At 68.0% G+C, this 16,483-nt stretch carries 15 protein-coding genes, 1 pseudogene and 1 riboswitch; of the genes and pseudogenes, 11 read left to right on the forward strand and 5 right to left on the reverse strand.

The window, feature by feature from the left end; all coding sequences use genetic code 11:
* Positions 1-131: 131 nt before the first annotated feature.
* Positions 132-1,061: pseudogene (locus ACFTSA_RS20200) on the reverse strand (ArgE/DapE family deacylase); the annotation flags it as partial.
* Here ACFTSA_RS20200 and ACFTSA_RS20205 point away from each other — a divergent pair.
* The 7 genes from ACFTSA_RS20205 to ACFTSA_RS20235 all read left to right on the forward strand — a co-directional run bounded on the left by ACFTSA_RS20205 (position 1,030) and on the right by ACFTSA_RS20235 (position 7,845).
* Complete coding sequence (locus ACFTSA_RS20205; RefSeq protein ID WP_377953566.1) at positions 1,030-1,203, forward strand: hypothetical protein; 174 nt, start codon at positions 1,030-1,032, stop codon at positions 1,201-1,203. The pseudogene ACFTSA_RS20200 and the gene ACFTSA_RS20205 sit on opposite strands and share 32 nt — an antisense overlap.
* A 161-nt stretch (positions 1,204-1,364) precedes the next feature.
* The gene (locus tag ACFTSA_RS20210; protein ID WP_377953567.1) at positions 1,365-2,636 is read left to right on the forward strand and encodes a Re/Si-specific NAD(P)(+) transhydrogenase subunit alpha; all 1,272 of its coding nucleotides are present in this window, start codon (positions 1,365-1,367) and stop codon (positions 2,634-2,636) included.
* A complete protein-coding gene (locus ACFTSA_RS20215; protein WP_377953569.1) occupies positions 2,636-2,986 on the forward strand; it encodes an NAD(P) transhydrogenase subunit alpha in 351 nt (116 codons plus the stop codon). The genes ACFTSA_RS20210 and ACFTSA_RS20215 overlap by 1 nt, the downstream gene beginning before the upstream one ends.
* Positions 2,983-4,356, forward strand: a complete 1,374-nt coding sequence (locus ACFTSA_RS20220; protein ID WP_377953571.1) for an NAD(P)(+) transhydrogenase (Re/Si-specific) subunit beta — start codon at positions 2,983-2,985, stop codon at positions 4,354-4,356. The genes ACFTSA_RS20215 and ACFTSA_RS20220 overlap by 4 nt, the downstream gene beginning before the upstream one ends.
* Positions 4,357-4,464: 108 nt before the next feature.
* Positions 4,465-4,664: riboswitch (cyclic di-AMP (ydaO/yuaA leader) on the forward strand.
* Positions 4,665-4,667: 3 nt separating this feature from the next.
* Positions 4,668-5,639 carry a LysM peptidoglycan-binding domain-containing protein gene (locus ACFTSA_RS20225; protein ID WP_377953572.1) on the forward strand — a complete coding sequence of 324 codons (972 nt, stop codon included), beginning with the start codon at positions 4,668-4,670 and terminating at the stop codon, positions 5,637-5,639.
* A 236-nt stretch (positions 5,640-5,875) separates the two neighbouring features.
* The gene (locus ACFTSA_RS20230; protein WP_377953573.1) at positions 5,876-6,301 is read left to right on the forward strand and encodes a YybH family protein; all 426 of its coding nucleotides are present in this window, start codon (positions 5,876-5,878) and stop codon (positions 6,299-6,301) included.
* On the forward strand, positions 6,298-7,845 hold the full coding sequence (locus ACFTSA_RS20235) for a purine-cytosine permease family protein (RefSeq protein ID WP_377953575.1): 1,548 nt from the start codon (positions 6,298-6,300) through the stop codon (positions 7,843-7,845). Before ACFTSA_RS20230 ends, ACFTSA_RS20235 begins: the two co-directional genes overlap by 4 nt.
* Positions 7,846-7,865: 20 nt before the next feature.
* On the opposite strand, the gene ACFTSA_RS20240 is transcribed toward ACFTSA_RS20235, so the two are convergent.
* The gene (locus ACFTSA_RS20240; protein WP_377953576.1) at positions 7,866-8,771 is read right to left on the reverse strand and encodes an ArgP/LysG family DNA-binding transcriptional regulator; all 906 of its coding nucleotides are present in this window, start codon (positions 8,769-8,771) and stop codon (positions 7,866-7,868) included.
* 69 nt (positions 8,772-8,840) lie between these two features.
* Here ACFTSA_RS20240 and ACFTSA_RS20245 point away from each other — a divergent pair, with 69 nt between their 5' ends.
* Positions 8,841-9,446 carry a LysE/ArgO family amino acid transporter gene (locus ACFTSA_RS20245; RefSeq protein WP_377953578.1) on the forward strand — a complete coding sequence of 202 codons (606 nt, stop codon included), beginning with the start codon at positions 8,841-8,843 and terminating at the stop codon, positions 9,444-9,446.
* A gap of 54 nt (positions 9,447-9,500) precedes the next feature.
* Here the strand turns inward: ACFTSA_RS20245 and ACFTSA_RS20250 are convergent, their stop codons facing one another.
* Positions 9,501-10,910, reverse strand: a complete 1,410-nt coding sequence (locus ACFTSA_RS20250; RefSeq protein WP_377953680.1) for a PLP-dependent aminotransferase family protein — start codon at positions 10,908-10,910, stop codon at positions 9,501-9,503.
* Between the two features lie 100 nt (positions 10,911-11,010).
* Between ACFTSA_RS20250 and ACFTSA_RS20255 the strand changes: the two genes are divergently transcribed.
* The 3 genes from ACFTSA_RS20255 to ACFTSA_RS20265 all read left to right on the forward strand — a co-directional run bounded on the left by ACFTSA_RS20255 (position 11,011) and on the right by ACFTSA_RS20265 (position 14,227).
* Positions 11,011-11,916, forward strand: coding sequence for a dihydrodipicolinate synthase family protein (locus ACFTSA_RS20255; RefSeq protein ID WP_377953579.1), 906 nt, complete (start codon positions 11,011-11,013; stop codon positions 11,914-11,916).
* A gap of 11 nt (positions 11,917-11,927) precedes the next feature.
* Entirely contained in the window at positions 11,928-13,199 is a 1,272-nt protein-coding gene (locus tag ACFTSA_RS20260) for an MFS transporter (RefSeq protein ID WP_377953581.1), read from the forward strand.
* Positions 13,200-13,309: 110 nt separating this feature from the next.
* A complete protein-coding gene (locus tag ACFTSA_RS20265; protein WP_377953583.1) occupies positions 13,310-14,227 on the forward strand; it encodes a diacylglycerol/lipid kinase family protein in 918 nt (305 codons plus the stop codon).
* A gap of 81 nt (positions 14,228-14,308) precedes the next feature.
* On the opposite strand, the gene ACFTSA_RS20270 is transcribed toward ACFTSA_RS20265, so the two are convergent.
* Positions 14,309-15,037: an aspartate/glutamate racemase family protein gene (locus tag ACFTSA_RS20270; protein ID WP_377953585.1), complete on the reverse strand. Its 729-nt coding sequence runs from the start codon at positions 15,035-15,037 to the stop codon at positions 14,309-14,311.
* A gap of 9 nt (positions 15,038-15,046) precedes the next feature.
* A complete protein-coding gene (locus ACFTSA_RS20275; RefSeq protein ID WP_377953586.1) occupies positions 15,047-16,468 on the reverse strand; it encodes an amidohydrolase family protein in 1,422 nt (473 codons plus the stop codon).
* Positions 16,469-16,483 lie beyond the last annotated feature (15 nt).

Below are 16,483 nucleotides of genomic sequence, written 5' to 3' on the forward strand. Positions count from 1 at the left end.
GCGATCGACAGACCCTTGACGCCACTAAGCAGTTCCCCGGTCACCCTGTCACGACGTGCGGCGCCGAACGGTTGACACCAATAGGAGCATCATTATTAGCGGCGGCCGGAAGGAACGGCACACCGGCACTGTTAGCGGTGTTCCTTGACCCCACACCAGTTAGCGATGAACAGGGCAATGCTCTTGGTGATGCGGCGTACCGATTCCACGGACACACGCTCATCGAACCCGTGGATCGCTTCGGAAACGGGCCCGTAGACCAGAGCCGGGGTGTCCGCGTAGAGGGCGAAAACGCGCCCATCCAAATATCCCGGCGTCGTGAAGCTTTGAAGGTCCCCGTCGAAGACCCGGCGGTGCGTCTGCTCCAGCAGGTTTTCGGCATCGCTGCCGGGCTCGAGGACGTAGCCCTCCGAGTAGAAGCCGGTCTTCGTGGGGACAGCGTTGATGGGCTCAGGTCCCCGGGAGAGCCCGGCAAGGCACTCCTTCAGTTCGGCCCAGGCCGTGTCGGCGCTGATGCCCGGGTAGATGGCGGCACGCACATCGAATTCGCACCAGGCAGGCACGCTCGATGGCCAGTCGCCGCCGGAAATGCCGCCGAAGTTGAAGTTGATGGGATGGTCAAGGTTCTCGAAATACTGGTGGCTGCCCCGGTCTGCATTCCACTTCTCTTCAACCTCGCGAAGCGCGGTCATAGCTGTGTACGCGGCGTCGATGGCGTTGAAGCCGGAGCCCATCTCTCGCGGGTGCGTAGGATTCCCGGTGACGCGCACCTTGAACCAGAGGACGCCAACGTTGGCGCGCACCAGCATGTCCTCCTCGGGTTCCGGGATGATGACGGCGTCTGCCCGGTAGCCGCGCAAATGAGCGGCCAGCGAGCCGTTACCGGTGCACTCCTCCTCAACGACTGACTGGAAGTGGATCCGGGCCGCCGGTTCCAGGCCGGCTGAGCGGACGGCGTCGAAAGCAAACAGATTCGCGGCAAGGCCGGCCTTCATGTCTCCCGCGCCCCGGCCGTAAAGCCAGCCGTCGATGATCGGCGCATGCCACGGCGAACGGGACCAGGCCAGCGAGGAAGGCATTTCCCACAACGAAGCCGAATTCACGCGTGACGAGGACGCCGTTCGCGGCACAGAGCTTCTCACCGAGGTGGTGCGCCGGCTGGTCCGCGGTGAACTCGAGGCCGCCGGGATCAACGACGACTAAACGGCCGTCACCCTCCCGCCACGCCGCCTTGGGCCATAGACTCTAGCCAACTACGTGCAGCAGGGCCGCTCCGTCCGTCCGGGCCCCAAGGTCCGGGAACCCGGTAGTTTCCGGGACTCCGGGAGTAAGGCGCCGCTGCACCCGTTGGAAGGACGTGGCGGGTGAAGCTGGGCATAGCGCGGGAGCGCCGGGAGGGCGAACGGCGGGTCGCTGCGACCCCGGAAACCGTAAAGCAGCTGGCCGGACTGGGCCTGGAGGTGCTGGTCGAATCCCGGGCGGGCGTCTCCGCCGGCCACGCCGATGACGAATACCGCCAGGCAGGCGCCCAGATCGTTGCCGACCTCGATCCCGCCGGGCTGGATATCCTTGCGCACGTCCGTCCGCTGGAACTTCCGACGGCGGCAGCCCTGAAACGGGGCGCCGTTACCGTGGGTCTGGCCTCACCGTCGTCCGAACTCGCCACCGTGAGGGCGCTCGCCGAAGGCGGGGTCACGTCCTTCGCGCTCGAGCTCGTGCCGCGCATCTCCCGGGCCCAGTCCATGGACGCCCTCTCCTCGCAGGCCCTCGTGGCCGGCTACCGCTGCGTCCTCGAAGCCGCCATCCGCCTACCCCGCTTCTTCCCGCTCTACATGACCGCCGCCGGAACCGTCCCGCCCGCCCGGGTGCTGGTGCTCGGCGTCGGCGTGGCCGGGCTGCAGGCGATCGGAACCGCGAAGCGGCTCGGCGCCCGCGTCTCCGCCAACGACATCCGGCCGTCCTCGGCGGAAGAAGTCACGTCCATGGGTGGCACCTTCATCAAACTGGACCTGGAGACGGCCGAGGCAGCCGGCGGGTACGCCCGCGAACTGAGCGCAGACCGCGGCGCGCTGCAGCGGCAGCTGCTGGCGCCGCACGTCGCCGATGCCGACGTATTGATCACCACGGCGGCGGTCCCCGGCAGGCATGCACCGCTCCTGGTGACCCGCGAAATGGTGCAGGGCATGCGCCCGGGGTCGGTCGTCGTCGACCTCGCCGCGGAATCCGGCGGCAACGTCGAGGGGTCCGTCGCCGGCCGGGACATCCACGTCCCCACCGCCGACGGCAAGGGGACCACCGCCGTCGTCGGCCTCAAGGACGCGCCGTCCGCCATGCCCACGGACGCCTCCCGGCTCTACGCGAAAAACGTGGCCAACCTGCTGGCCCTGATGACCAGGGGCGGGACGGTGGTCCCGGACTTCGACGACGACGTGATCGCAGGTGCCTGCCTGACGCACGACGGCGTGGTGCGCCATTCGCCGACAGCCGAGGCTCTCGCTGCACTCTCCGGCGAGCACGCGCCGGCAGATGTATCAGCCGACGCGCCGGGGGACATTGCAGACGGGACAGACAGCGACCTCGCGGACGAGATGGCGGAAGACCCAGTGAAGGCGTCGGAAAACGAAGGGGTGGTCTGATGGACGGCATCAGCCTGCTGACCATCACCGTGCTTGCGGTGTTTGTCGGCTTCGAAGTGGTGTCCAAGGTTTCCAGCACGCTGCATACGCCCCTGATGTCCGGCGCGAACGCGATCCACGGGATCATCCTGGTGGGCGCCATCATCGTCGCCGGCCAGGCCACGCACCCCTGGGTCCTCGCGGTGGCGCTGCTCGCCGTCGTTCTTGCCACCGCGAACCTGGTGGGCGGCTTCGTGGTAACCGACCGCATGCTCGAGATGTTCCGTGGCCGCAAGCCGGATAAACCGGCCAAGCCCGCCCCGAGTGAGACGCAGGGCGAAACCAGGGAGAACACGGAGGCCACGCGGTGACCCTCCTCGACCCCAACGTCACCGCCCTGCTCTACCTCGCGGCCGCCGTCTTCTTCATCCTTGCCCTGAAGGGACTGAATTCGCCGCGCACCGCCCGCCGCGGCAACCTCATCGGCGCCTTCGGTGCGCTGGTCGCCGTCGTGACCGTCTTTTTCTCAACCCGGCTCGACAACGTTCCCCTGATCCTGGGCGCCATCGTCGTCGGTTCCGGGGTGGCCGCCCCCGTGGCCAGGCGGGTCAAGATGACCCAGATGCCGCAGCTCGTCGCCCTCTTCAACGGCGTGGGCGGCGGCGCCGCAGCGCTCGTGGCGCTGCTGGAACTGCCGCATGCGGAGGACGCCTGGGTGCGCGTCGCCGTCGTCTTCACCCTGCTGGTCGGAGCGGTCTCCTTCGCCGGCTCAGCCGTGACGTTCGCGAAACTGCAGGAGCTCATGACCACCCGCCCCGTGGTGTTCCCCGGGCTGGCGGTGCTCATGGGGGCGGTGCTGCTCGCCGCAGTCGGTGCCGCCGTCGCCGTCGTGACGGGCGGATCCCTCGTCCTGGCGCTGCTGCTCCTGCTGCTGGGGCTGGTGGCAGGCGTGCTGCTGGTGCTGCCGGTGGGCGGCGCCGACGTGCCGATCGTCATCTCCCTGCTCAACGCGTTCACCGGCCTCGCGGTTGCAGCGTCCGGACTGGTGCTGGGGAACGTGCTCCTGGTGGTGGCCGGTACGCTCGTGGGCGCGTCGGGCACCATCCTCACCCGGGCGATGGCCGCGGCCATGGGCCGTAGCGTGGCCGGCATCCTGTTCGGCGCCTTCCGGGGAGGCTCGACGGCGGGATCCACCGCCGTGAGCGACCGCCCGGTCCGCTCGTCGAGCGCGGAGGACGTGGCGGTGCTGCTGGGCTACGCTCAGCGGGTCATCATCGTTCCCGGCTACGGGCTGGCTGTGGCCCAGGGCCAGCACACCGCGGCAGAGCTGGCGCAGGCCTTGGAAACCCGGGGAATCCGCGTGGACTTCGCCATCCATCCCGTGGCCGGCCGCATGCCCGGGCACATGAACGTGCTCCTCGCCGAGGCCAATGTGCCCTACGAATCGCTCAAGGAAATGGGCGAGATCAACTCCGAATTCCGCACCGCCGACGTCGCACTGGTGGTCGGCGCGAACGACGTCGTGAACCCCGCCGCGAAGACCACCGCCGGCTCACCGATCTACGGGATGCCGATCCTCGAGGTGGCGGACGCGCGCCAGGTGGTGTTCCTCAAGCGCTCAATGCGACCGGGGTTCGCCGGGATCGAGAACGACCTCATGTTCGAGCCGCAGACCACGCTGCTGTTTGGCGACGCCAAGGATTCCCTGACCAAGGTGCTGGGTGCGGTGAAGGCCCTGTAGGGTGTTGGCACCTGCACTTCCGCACATCCCCGGCCGTTACCGAAATGTGACTTTTGGTGCGGAGATGCGATAGCCTCGGCCGGTGCCCTGGTTCCGCTCAGGGCATTCCCGGGCAGAATGCCGAGCCCTGCCACTGACCGGGATCCGTTCGCTATGACAACTGGCAGGGACGGGGGAACCACGTTAGTACCGGCCTTGCGCATCAGGGCCTGGGGTTAAGTCCAGACGCACCGCCCAGCAGCGGGCAGGACCGGGTGACTCCCACCCGAACCCGACAGCTAACCCCGCAGGCATGGGAGAGGCACATCACCATGTCACGTAAGTCCACGGCCGCGCGCCATCGCGCCACCCCGACCACCTCCATCGCCCTGCAGGGCCTGCAGTATTCCCTCAAGTCCAACGCCGCCTCGGTCGCCAAGCCGGCGGCCGCGGCCGCCGTCGCTTCCGGTCTCCTCTTCGGCGCCGGGGCACCCGCCCACGCCGGTGCCTACGCGCCCGAAACTCCTGCCGGCGGTGCAGCCCAGTCCGCCGCGGCCCCGGCCGCTGCCGCCGTGCAGTCCGTCGCCGGCCAGGCGCTCGCCGCACCGGCCCAGGCTGCACCGGCAGTCCCTGCTCCGGCAGACGCCGGATCTGCTGTGGCCGGAGCATCGCACACTGTAATGCCCGGCGATACCCTCGGGGCTATTGCGGCACGCCACGGCGTCAGCCTTGATGCGCTGCTGGCAGAGAACGGCCTGTCACTGGCGTCGATCATTTACCCCGGCGACCAGATCCTCATCCCGGGTCCGGGCGCAGCTGCAGCCCCCGCGGTCCCTGCCGCTCCGGCAGCTCCGGCAGTGCCCGGGGTTCCGGCCGCTCCTGCCGTTCCGGCGGCACCGGCGGCCCCGGCCGTCCCGGAGCCCACCGGCATGGGAATCTACAACGCCTCCGCGTCGATAACCCCGGCAGCACCGACCGCACCGGCGGCCGGCGGCGTGGGCGCAGCCATTGTGGCCTCCGCCCGGGCACAGCTCGGTGCGACCCAGGACTGCACCGTCCTGGTGGAACAGGCCCTGCGGTCCGTCGGCAAATCCGTCGGCGACCTCGCACCCGCGCAGTTCTACCAGTACGGCACTCCCGTTTCGGCTCCGCAACCCGGCGACCTGATGATCAGCGGCGGACACGTCGGCGTCTACATCGGCGGCGGGCAGGCCATCAGCAGCGGCATGAACGGTGTCAACGAAACCATCGTGCACCCGGCCTCCTGGCTCACCGGCTCGACTTACGTGCGGGTGAACGCCTAACAGCACGTAAACGCCTGAGAGGCGGAACGGTTCATGCGGCAGCGGCGGGTGCATCGGCACCCGCCGCTGCTGCGTTTCTGCCGCTGTCGGCTGCCGACGCGCGAAACAAAAGTCACTGTCAAGCAACAATTGTTGACTGCTGAATACCCTGTCGGGTTTACTGACACCCTGGCCGGATGTGAGTTGGGACACGTGACGGCTGAAGCATTTGCAAGCACCGCCGAGAGTGAGTTCCCGTGGACCTGATCACCACCGCCATGACCACCGCCGAGGTTGAGGCAGCAGCGAAGAGGCTGATGACCGCCTTCGCGGCCACCGATACAGACGGCTACTTCGACTGTTTCGCGCCCGATGCGACCTTCATCTTCCATTCCGAACCGAACCGCCTCAGCTCGCGCGGGGAATACCGCGACCTGTGGCAGAACTGGGTGGAGGACGGCTGGCGGGTCGCAGGATGCGCCAGCTCCAACGCCTACATTCAGGTGGCCGGCGACAGTGCCGTGTTCAGCCACGATGTCGAAACCGTGATCGACGTTGCCGGCACCCAAGAGACCCTTCGCGAGAGGGAGACCATCATTTTCGCCAGGACAAAGTCAGGCAGCGTGCTCGCCGTCCACGAGCATCTTTCTCCGGCGCCTGCCAGCCAGAAGGCGATCTCATGACCAACGGTTCCAAAGCCCCCGCAGTGACCGAAGTCGAAAAGCACGGCATCGAACCGATTCCCGCTGCCGACAGGACCGCGAAACCGCTGGACCTCTTCCGGCTGGTGTTCGGCGGTGCAAACACATTCGCCACGGTGGTCCTGGGTTCATTTCCCATTCTCTTTGGGCTGTCCTTCAAGGACGCACTGCTGGCCACTGTCCTGGGCGTCGTCGTCGGCGGCCTGATTCTGTGCCCGATGGCTGTTTTTGGCCCGACCAATGGGATGAACAATGCCGTCTCGTCCTCCGGGCACCTGGGCGTGCACGGCCGTGTCGTGGGGTCCTTCCTGTCACTCCTGACCGCGTTCGCTTTCTTCTCCATCTCCGTGTGGAGCTCAGGGGACGCGCTGGTAGGGGGCGCGAACCGCCTGGTCGGGCTGCCCCAAAACGCCGTGACGCTAAGCCTCGCCTACGGCGTCTTTGCTGTCCTGATCCTGACCGTGTGCATCTATGGGTTCCGTTTCATGCTCTGGGTCAACAAGATCGCTGTGGTCGCCGCATCCCTGCTCTTCCTGCTCGGCATCTTTGCATTCGCGGGTTCGTTCGATGCTTCCTACGCCGGGACGTTCGGGCAGGCGGCGGATGCTGCCACCAACGCGCTGTTCTGGCCGTCCTTCATAGGATCGACACTGATTGTCATGTCCAACCCGATCTCCTTCGGCGCCTTCCTGGGCGACTGGTCCCGATACATCCCGGCTGAGACGCCAAAGCGAAAAGTCATGGCTGCCGCCTTTCTCGCCCAGGTCGCCACTCTCGTGCCGTTTGGCTTCGGGCTGGTCACAGCCACCATCATTGCCACGGAGGCGCCGTCGTTCTTTGAAAACTCTGACTACGTGGGCGGCCTCCTGGCCGTTTCCCCTGCCTGGTACTTCCTGCCGGTATGCCTCATTGCCCTGGTAGGCGGAATGTCCACCGGCACCACCGCGCTCTACGGAACAGGCCTCGACTTCTCCAGCGTCTTTCCCCGGTTCTCCCGCGTCCAGGCCACGCTGTTCATCGGGTCCATCGCGATCGTCTTCATCTTTGTGGGCCGCTTTGCCTTCAACGTTGTGCAGAGCATCTCCACCTTCGCGGTGCTCATCATCACCTGTACTGCTCCGTGGATGATCATGATGATGATCGGGTACGTGACACGCCGCGGATGGTACGACGCCGACTCGCTCCAGGTCTTCAACCGCCGCCAGGTGGGCGGCCGGTACTGGTTCAACCGCGGGTGGAACTGGCGTGCGATGGGCGTCTGGATCTTCTCTGCGCTCATGGGAATCATGTTCGTGAACGTTCCGAACCAGTTCGTCGGTGCTCTTGGCAATCTCGCCGCTGGAGTGGACCTGAGCATCCCCGTTTCGATCGGCCTGGTGGCCGTTCTCTACCCCGCGGTGCTGTGGCTCTTCCCGGAACCGGCGGACGCGTACGGCCCGGCCGGACCAAGGTTCGTCAGGGCGGCCGCCCCGAAGAACATCCCCATTGTGGACGAAAAGAAGGATCTGGAGCCCGTGCTGTCCTGACTCACCCCGCCGCGCAGAAATTATTTTCGGTGCGGCGGCAGCGTCTGGGCGGCGCGGACGACGGCGTCCGTCACCTCCGCGAGGCCCGGCGAGTCAAGCGTCCACACCTGCCAGTAGAGCCGCAGGTCCTCGCTCCACGCCGGGTCGAGTTCCACGAGCGAGTTCTCCGGGTCCTGCTGGTCCGGCACCATGCCCCAGCCCAGGCCCGCGTGGACCGATTCAACGTACTGGACTGAATCGGGGATGAAATGCTGCGGCGGAGTGGCGTCGGGTGCGACGCGTGCGAGGACAGCCAGCTGGTGCGTGTCCTTCCGGTCGTACTGCATGACGGGGGCGCCGGCAAGGGCCTCGGGGGTGGGCCCGTCGGGGAACCAGCGCGCCGCAAACTCGCGCGACGCCTTGGCCCGGTACACCATGGTGCCCAGCGGCCGGATGGTGCATCCCTGCACGGGCCGGGGATCCGCAGTGATGGCGGCGACGGCGTCGCCGGAGCGCAGCAGGTCGGCCGTGGCGTGCTCATCGTCCCGCAGCAGCTCAAGGGCCACTCGGCCGCCGAGCGCAATCTCCCGGTAGGCCGGCGGAAGCCACGTCGCGATCGAATCCGCGTTGGCCACGACGGGAACCCGCAGCCGCCCGGCACTGTGCCGCCCGCCGGCGTCTCCCTTCTCGGGCTCCGGCCCGCGCAGGGCAATCACCGCCTCGTCGGCGAGGAGCAGGAGCTGCCGCGCGGAACGGAGGAGCTGCTCGCCCGCCGGCGTCGGCCTGACCGGCTTTAGGCGCCGCACGAGAACGCTGCCCACGGAGCGCTCGAGTGCCTTGATCCGCTGGCTCACAGCCGAGGGTGTGAGCCTTAGCTCACCCGCCGCTGCGTCGAAGGTTTCGTGGTCGACGACGGCGGCAAGCGCCCTGAGCTGGTCCAGTTCCATGAAGATATTCTAATGGAACTGCAGAAAAAGTGAATTGCTTTTCAGATAGTCCGGTCGTACCTTCGAGGAATGCTTCCCTTTCTGACGGGGCTCGGAGCCGGCCTCAGCCTCATCGTTGCCATCGGAGCCCAGAACGCGTTTGTCCTGCGTCAGGGGCTAAAACGTGAGGCCGTTCTTCCTGTTGTCATGGTCTGCCTGGCCAGTGACGCGGTCCTGATCTTGGCCGGCGTCGCGGGCATCGGCGCGCTCATCCAAGGAGCGCCGGTGCTACTGGCCGTAGTGCGGTGGTTCGGCGTCGCCTTCCTTCTGGCGTACGGGTTTTTCGCCGCGCGGCGGGCATTGAGGCCCGGGGTGCTCAAAGCAGCAGAGTCTCTGGGCAGGGGAAGCGTCTGGTCTGCCGTGCTGACCGCCGCCGCCATCACGTGGCTGAACCCCCACGTTTACCTCGACACGCTGGTGCTGCTGGGCTCGCTGGCCAACACCCATGGTGATTCGGGTAAATGGCTCTTCGGGGCGGGGGCCGCAGCCGGAAGCGCCCTCTGGTTTCCCCTCATCGGCTACGGAGCACGCGGGCTCAGTGGCTTTTTCGCGCGGCCGGCTTCGTGGCGGATCCTCGACGGCGGGGTTGCCCTGCTGATGCTCACCCTGGCCGCCGTCCTCGCGACCGGATCCTGACGCCTGTAACCCGGCGCTGGAGGGCGCCCTGCCGGGCTTTCCTGAGCCGCGCTGCTAGGAGGTGCCGCCGGCCATTCGGTCGAGTAGCCCGGCGATGATGTCCAGTGCGCGGGCAAGCTCCAGATCAGTCGGGGCGCCGTACCCAATGACCAGACCGTTCTCCGGTTTCCCTCCTGCAAAGTAGCTTGCCAGAGTCACTACCCGAACTCCCAGAGGGAGTGCTTCCTCCGCCAGACGCCCGGCAGGAACGTCTGGCCGAAGCCGGATCACGGCGTGCAGGCCGCCGTCCAGGGCCGCCAACCGGACGTCTTCCCGTCCTCCAAGCCGGTCAAGCAACAGTTCACGGCGATGGGCGTACTGGCGCCGTGCGCGTGCGATGTGGCGTGCGAGGCCACCGCCGGCGATGTAGTTGGACAGGGCAGACTGCATGACTCCGGGAACCGGTGTGCCGAGGTCAACCCGCGCATCCTTAAGTCGCTGCCCGGAGGTTCCGCGAACCACCAGGTAGCCGCAGCGCAGCCACGGGCTCAGTGATTTTGAGAAGGTGCCCACCAGGACGACTTCGGCGGAGGAAGGCAGTGAGGCAAGGGCGGGCAGGGGCATCCTGCGGTGCCGGAACTCGCTGTCGTAGTCGTCTTCGAGGATTATCACTCCGTTGGTTTCGGCCCAGGCCAGCAGGGCCATTCTTTCCTTCACCGGCATCCGGCCGCCGAGGGGGTATTGGTGGCTGGGCGTCACCAGGATGGCGTCGGGACGGAGGGCAACAGCTGCAAGCTGTGCCGCTTCCAGCCCGTCATGGCCAACCGGGAGGGTTTGTACCGTAGCTCCCGCCGCGGAAAGCACGCGCCTGGCCGTGGGATAACCGGGGTCCTCCATCAGCACCAGGGGCGGGGCCGATTCTCCGCGGAGTGCGGCAACGATCAGCTGCAGGGCGTCACTGGTGCCCGCCGTGATGACGACGTCGTCGGCGCTCACCGTCAGTCCGCGGGATGCAGCGAGGTGCTCGGCAACGGCGGTGCGAAGGGCCGGAGTGCCCAAAGCGGCCGGGAGCCCGACCTCCACCGGCTCGGCAACGGCCCTGCGCCAGGCGGCCCGCCAGTCGCGGTCACGGAACGGGGCGGCGGATGGCCGTCCCGGCGTGAGGTCGATCGTTGCGGTTTGCTCCATGCCGGATGCGGCCTGGATGCCTTCGGACGCCATGCCCCGGCCATCGGAGCGCACTGCCACGCGGGTGCCGCCGGAACCCCGGCTTTCCAAATATCCTTCACCCGCGAGCTGCTCATAGGCCCGGACCACAACCCCGCGGGAGACTCCCAGTTCAGCGGCAAGGCGCCGCGACGCCGGGAGCGTGTGCTCCGGCCTCAGGGTCCCGTCCAGGATGGCGGCCCGCAGCCGGCCGACCAGCTGGGCGGCAAGCGGAACGCGGCTCCGGTAGTCAAGGACCAGCGGCAGTTCGGTTTCGATCTTGGTCCTCCTGAATCGTGGATTCTTGGACCTATGCTAGGACCAATCCGGCTGTGAGCATGAAGGGAGAAACCAAACAGGACTGAGAGAGGACACCGTCGTGTTCAACGGACTTTGTGCATTTCCCCTGACTCCGCTCGCCGGGGACGACGTCGACGAAGCCGCACTGGTCCGTCTGGTCGTGCGGTGCGTCGATGCCGGCGCCGACTCAATCGGAGTGCTTGGCTCGACCGGCATCTACACCTATCTGCTGCGCGAGGAACGCCGCAGGGTGGTGGAGGCCGCCGTCGAAGCCGCGCAGGGAACTCCAGTGGTGGCAGGCGTGGGGGCGATGCGCACCCGTGATGTGCTGGCGTGCGTGGAAGATGCCCAGGCGGCGGGCGCTTCGGGTCTGCTGCTGGCGCCGGTGTCGTACCAGCGGCTGACCGAGGAAGAGGTCTACGGGCTCTACCGCGAGGTCTCGGCGGCGTCCGATCTGCAGATCGCCGTCTACGACAACCCGGCCACCACGGGGTTCACCTTCACCGATGAACTCCATGGCCGCATCGCGGACCTTCCGGGCATCGCATCGATCAAGTTCCCGCCCCCTGCACCGGGCCAGGCCGCCGACCGCATCGCCCGGCTCCGGACGGTCGTTCCCGGGGGTGTTTCCCTGGGCATCAGCGGCGATTGGGCCGCGGCGGAGGCACTGACCGCAGGGTGCGACGTGTGGTATTCGGTCATCGCGGGTCTTTTTCCCAAGGCCGCGAGGGTGATCGTTGACCTCGCCCAGGCCGGCCAGGCCGGCCAGACCGGCAAGGGCGACTTGGCGCTGGAAGCCTCTGCCGCGCTGGAGCCCGTGTGGGAGCTCTTCCGCGCGTACGGGAGCCTGCGGGTCGCTGCCATGATGGCCGAATTGCTTGGTTTCGTGGAGGCACCGTGCCTGCCCCGTCCGTTGAAAAGCCTGGCCGGCGAGGACCGCGCCAGGGTGGAGGAAGCCCTGCGGCTCAGCGGCCTGGGTGCCTGAGCAGGTGCAGCGTGGGTAGCCCAAGCCGCGGCGAGGCGCGGCAGGAAACGCAGGCGCAGCTGGAGGCGCCCCTGCAGCAAGAACCGCGAAAACCGGCACCGGTCCGTCCCGGCCGCGGATTGGCCCGCTACGTGGCGGCGGCCACGCTTGCACGCACCGCGGACGGCGGAGCCGTCGTGGCGATCGTCCTCATGGTCACTGCCAGCGGGGCGCCGGGCTGGATTGCGGGTTTGCTTGGCGCCTGCATCACGGCCCCGCACCTGCTGGGGCCGCTGGTGGCACGGAGCCTGGATTCCTGCCGGGACGGCCGCGTCCTGATCGCGTGGGCGTGCATCGTCCATGGCGCCACCCTTGCCGCAGCGGTGCTGCTCTATCCGGTGACGTGGCCTGCGGTGAGCGGCCTTCTGCTGGTGGCCTCGGGACTGGTCGGGCCCTTGCTGACCGGCGGCATCAGCAGCCGCCTTCCCGCGATCGCCGGCCCGGACCGGGTCAGCCAGCGCCGGGCCCAGGGCTGGGATGTGGCCTCGTACGGAATCGGCGGGACGATCGGACCGAGCGTCGTGGCCGCTGTCTCTGCCTGGGCCGGTCCCACTGCAGCCGCGCTCATCCTGGCGGCAGGCACCCTCGTTGCCGCCGCCGTCGTTCGGCTGCTGCCCTACGTTCCTCCGGCGGCAGTGGCAGCCGAGGTTCCGCGTCCGGCCCAGATCCTGCGGCTCATGGCAGTCACAGGCCGCCTCCGGAGGATGCTGTACCTGACCGTGACGGTGGCGTTCGCCGTTGCCGCGCTTCCCATCGCGGCCGTCGCCTCCACCGCCATGTTCCACGTACAGCCAGCCGCCGCCGGCGTATTGACGGCCGCGTACGGGCTGGGCGGGCTGGCCGGATCTGCCGGAGTGATGTGCCGTCCGCTGCGGGGCGACGCGGACCGGCTGGTGACGCGGCTCGCAGGACTGGTCGCCGCGGCGCTCGCCGTCGCCCCGTTGTCCGGGTCCCTTGCGCCCGCCGTCGCAGCATACGCAGCGGCCGGGGTCATGAACTCGTACTTCTTCGCGGCGACCCTCGCCGCCCGCAGCGAGTTTGCCCCGCCGCAGGTCCGCGGGCAGGTGTTTGTCTGGGTCGGTGCCCTCAAGATCGCTGCCGGGTCCGCCGGAACTGCCGCGGCCGGCGTCGTGATTACAGAGGAGCCGCAGTTGCCCCTGTTCCTTGCCGCCGCCCTCATCCTGGCGGTTGCTGGCGCATCGGTCCTGGATCGCCGCAGCGCCGCCGGGCTTGAGACGGAATGATCAGCAGGCTGCGCGTCGAAACAAACGAGGTTCGTGCCCATATCCGGGGAACGCGGTTACGATTTGAGTTCCGGGGCTTTCGGGCCCGCACGCAGCAGCCGAAGGACACCATGACAGCCCAGAATGCTTCCTCGCCGCCACGGGCCGCCGTGGTGGTCAACCCCGCCAAGGCTGTGGGCGCCGACCTCCGCGCCTCGCTGGTCCGGCTGTGCGACACGCAGGGCTGGGCCGAGCCGCTGTGGCTGGAAACCACTGTTGAAGATCCGGGAGTGGGCCAGGCGCGGGAAGCGCTGGAGGCGGGGGTCGACGTCGTTATCGCCGCCGGCGGCGACGGTACGGTGCGGTGCGTGGCTGAGGCGCTGGCCGGAACCGATACGCCGATGGGCATGGTCCCGCTCGGGACCGGCAACCTGCTGGCCCGCAACATGGGCGTGGACATCACGGACCCCGTATCCGCCGCATACGACGTCCTGAACGGTACCGATCGCACGGTCGACGTCGCCCGAACCACCTTTGACGGGTCCGACGACGAGAACGTCTTCCTGGTGATGGCCGGCGTGGGCTATGACGCCGCGATCATGGCGGATACGGTGGACGTCCTGAAGGACCGCATGGGGTGGCTCGCGTACGTCGAGGCCGGCATCCGCAAGCTGCCGGGCAAGCCGGTCAGGGCCACCATCCAGGTGGACGACAAGCCTCCGGTCAAGCGGCGGATCCGCAGTGTCATGGCCGGCAATTGCGGCCGGATCATGGGCGGCATCGAGATTTTCCCCGAGGCGAAGATCGACGACGGCATCGTGGACCTGCTGATCCTGGCGCCCCGCGGGCACTTCGGCTGGCTGGGCGTCGCGGCGGGTATCTTCGGCCGCAAGAAGAACAAGAAGGAATCCGCCGAGTACTTCCAGGGCAAAAAAATCGAGGTCACCCTGGAGCACGAGGAGGAGTTCCAGCTTGACGGCGACCACGTGGGCGCCGTCAAGCACCTGTCCATCCGGGTGGACCCCGGGGCGCTCAAAGTCCGGATGTAGACCCGATCCGGGTGTAGATCCGCTCCGGATGAGCGACCCGGGGCTGGGGGTGCCCAGACCAGGCCTGAGTGGCCAGGCGCGTCAGTCCCCGAGGAGCCTGCCCCACCTTGGTGCGAGCAAGGGGGAGCCGGCAAGTTTCAGGCAGTGCCACAGCGTCACGGCCACCGAGTCCAGCACCGGGACCCCCGTGCCCGCCTCAATTTCACCCGCGATGTTGGCGCCGTAGAGGTTGGTGCAGAGGTAGATCAGCGCGTCCGGAGCGTCGGCCGCGAGCTCCAGGGAACCGGGGCGCATCTCATCGTCGGTGACCCGGCCGAAGGACTCGTTGTCGCTCAGTCCCAGGCAGCGGTGGCTGACGGTTTTGACGCCGTCCCGCTCATAGGACCGAACGATGGCCTCGTTGACGTCCTCCGTGTAGGGCGTGAACAGCCCGATCCGTTCCGTGCCGAACGCCCGGAACGCCTCGAGGTACGCAAGCGTGGACGTCGTGGCGGGGATGTTGGTGGCGTCGGTGATTGCCAGGACCAGGTCGCGGTCGTGTTCGGACCCCAGCCACGAGCCCGAGGTGCCGTTCCAGGCGATCACGTCCACGTCCGCCGTCGCCAGCAGCCGTGCGGCTTCGCGCATAACCGCGGGGTCGAACTGCCTGTCGGACGAATCGTCCAGCGCGATCCGGGTGACCGGGATCCGGGTGAAGTGGATGGTGACATCGGTGCGGTCGCCCAGGATGCGGTAGCTCTGCGGTTCCAGGCACGTGTTGGAGGACGGCACGATCATACCGATCCTGGTGGGGCGGAGGGGTGAGGTCATCGGGTGCTCCTAGAGGGTCGCGGCGGACAGGTCGGCAGCGGCGGCAAGGTGTTCGTGGAACCCGTTCCGGGCCACGAAGCGGCCCATGGCGCCGGGGTCGTGGAAGCCCTCCCGGTCCAGCACCACGCGGCCTGCGGACACCACGACGGCGGGCCAGCCGGCCAGCGTGCGGCCGTCGAAGGGCGAGAAGTCGGTTCCCATGTGCAGCGCGCCGCAGTCCACGGTCCGCTGTTCCGCGGGATCGAAGAGCACCAGGTCGGCGTCGAAGCCCTCGGCGATGCTGCCCTTTCCGGGCAGGGCATTGATGCGCGCCGGCCCGGCGGAGAAGACCTCCACGAAGTCCTCCACGCTGCTTCCGGCTTCGGCCATCGCCGTGAACGTGACCGGCATGCGGGTCTCCACGCCCGGGAGGCCGTGCGGCATGGCGCGGACGTCGTCGGTGCGTTCCCGCTTCTGGGTCAGGTCGTAGCAGGAGTGGTCCGAGGACACGGTATGGATGGCACCGCCGGCCAGCCGCTCTCTTAGCGCCGCGACCGTCTCCGGGCTGCGCATCGGCGGGCAGCAGGCGTACCACTCCGGGAAGGCAGAGCCGTACACGGTGTCATCGAGTGTGAGGTAGTGCGGGCACGTTTCCGAGTAGGCCTCCTGGCCGCGGGCCCTGGCCTCGGTGACCAGGTCGACGGCGCCGGGCGTGGACTGGTGGACAAAGTACACCGGGGCCTTCGTGTACTGGGCCATGGCCAGGGTTTCCTTGACCGAGATTTCCTCGGCAAGCTCGGGGCGCGTGCGGTGCAGGTGCTCGATGCCGATCCGGCCGTCGTCGGCGTGCTGCTGGGTGCAGTCACTGATGATGGGGTCGTGCTCGGCGTGGATGTAGGTGAGCCCGTCCAGCCGGACCATTTCGCGCATCACCTGCAGGATGGTGTCCCCGTCCGCCATGGTGGTGCCGCGGTTGGTGGTGTACATCTTCACGGAGCGGACACCCTCGGCGGCGAGCTGTTCGAGCTGCCATGGCACGGTCTCGTCCCAGCTGATCACGGACCCGTGCAGTGCCACGTCGCAGCGGGACTCCTTCGCCAGCTCCTTCTTGTTGAGCACGGCCGCGAGCGGGGTTTCGCGGGCGTCGCGGGGGATGCCGAAGTCGATGATGGTGGTGGTGCCGCCCCACAGGGCCGCGGTGGAGGTGGTCCGGTAATCGTCCAGGGTGCGGAAACGGCCGGTCACCTGGGCCACGTGGCAGTGCCCGTCCACGCCGCCGGGGATCACCAGCTGGCCGGTGGCGTCGACGGTGCGTTCGGCATGGGGCGCGGGTTCTGTGGCGTCGACCAGCTGGCTGATCTTGCCGTCCACCACCACGACGTGGGCGGACCGGCGGCCAAAACTGTTGACCACGGTGCCGTTGGCGATGACGAGTTCGGGGATGCGGGACATCGTTGTCCTCCTGAC

The organism is Arthrobacter sp. NPDC057013 (genome assembly GCF_042674585.1).
GTDB lineage: Bacteria > Actinomycetota > Actinomycetes > Actinomycetales > Micrococcaceae > Arthrobacter.

Bases quoted from the DNA above. Each gene is read 5' to 3' on its own strand.
- ACFTSA_RS20245 (WP_377953578.1), top strand. From the start codon at position 8,841: ATGCTTCCCTTTCTGACGGGGCTCGGAGCCGGCCTCAGCCTCATCGTT.
- ACFTSA_RS20275 (WP_377953586.1), bottom strand. From the start codon at position 16,468: ATGTCCCGCATCCCCGAACTCGTCATCGCCAACGGCACCGTGGTCAAC.
- ACFTSA_RS20215 (WP_377953569.1), top strand. From the start codon at position 2,636: ATGGACGGCATCAGCCTGCTGACCATCACCGTGCTTGCGGTGTTTGTC.
- ACFTSA_RS20270 (WP_377953585.1), bottom strand. From the start codon at position 15,037: ATGACCTCACCCCTCCGCCCCACCAGGATCGGTATGATCGTGCCGTCC.
- ACFTSA_RS20235 (WP_377953575.1), top strand. From the start codon at position 6,298: ATGACCAACGGTTCCAAAGCCCCCGCAGTGACCGAAGTCGAAAAGCAC.
- ACFTSA_RS20265 (WP_377953583.1), top strand. From the start codon at position 13,310: ATGACAGCCCAGAATGCTTCCTCGCCGCCACGGGCCGCCGTGGTGGTC.
- ACFTSA_RS20225 (WP_377953572.1), top strand. From the start codon at position 4,668: ATGTCACGTAAGTCCACGGCCGCGCGCCATCGCGCCACCCCGACCACC.
- ACFTSA_RS20240 (WP_377953576.1), bottom strand. From the start codon at position 8,771: ATGGAACTGGACCAGCTCAGGGCGCTTGCCGCCGTCGTCGACCACGAA.
- ACFTSA_RS20205 (WP_377953566.1), top strand. From the start codon at position 1,030: ATGATCGGCGCATGCCACGGCGAACGGGACCAGGCCAGCGAGGAAGGC.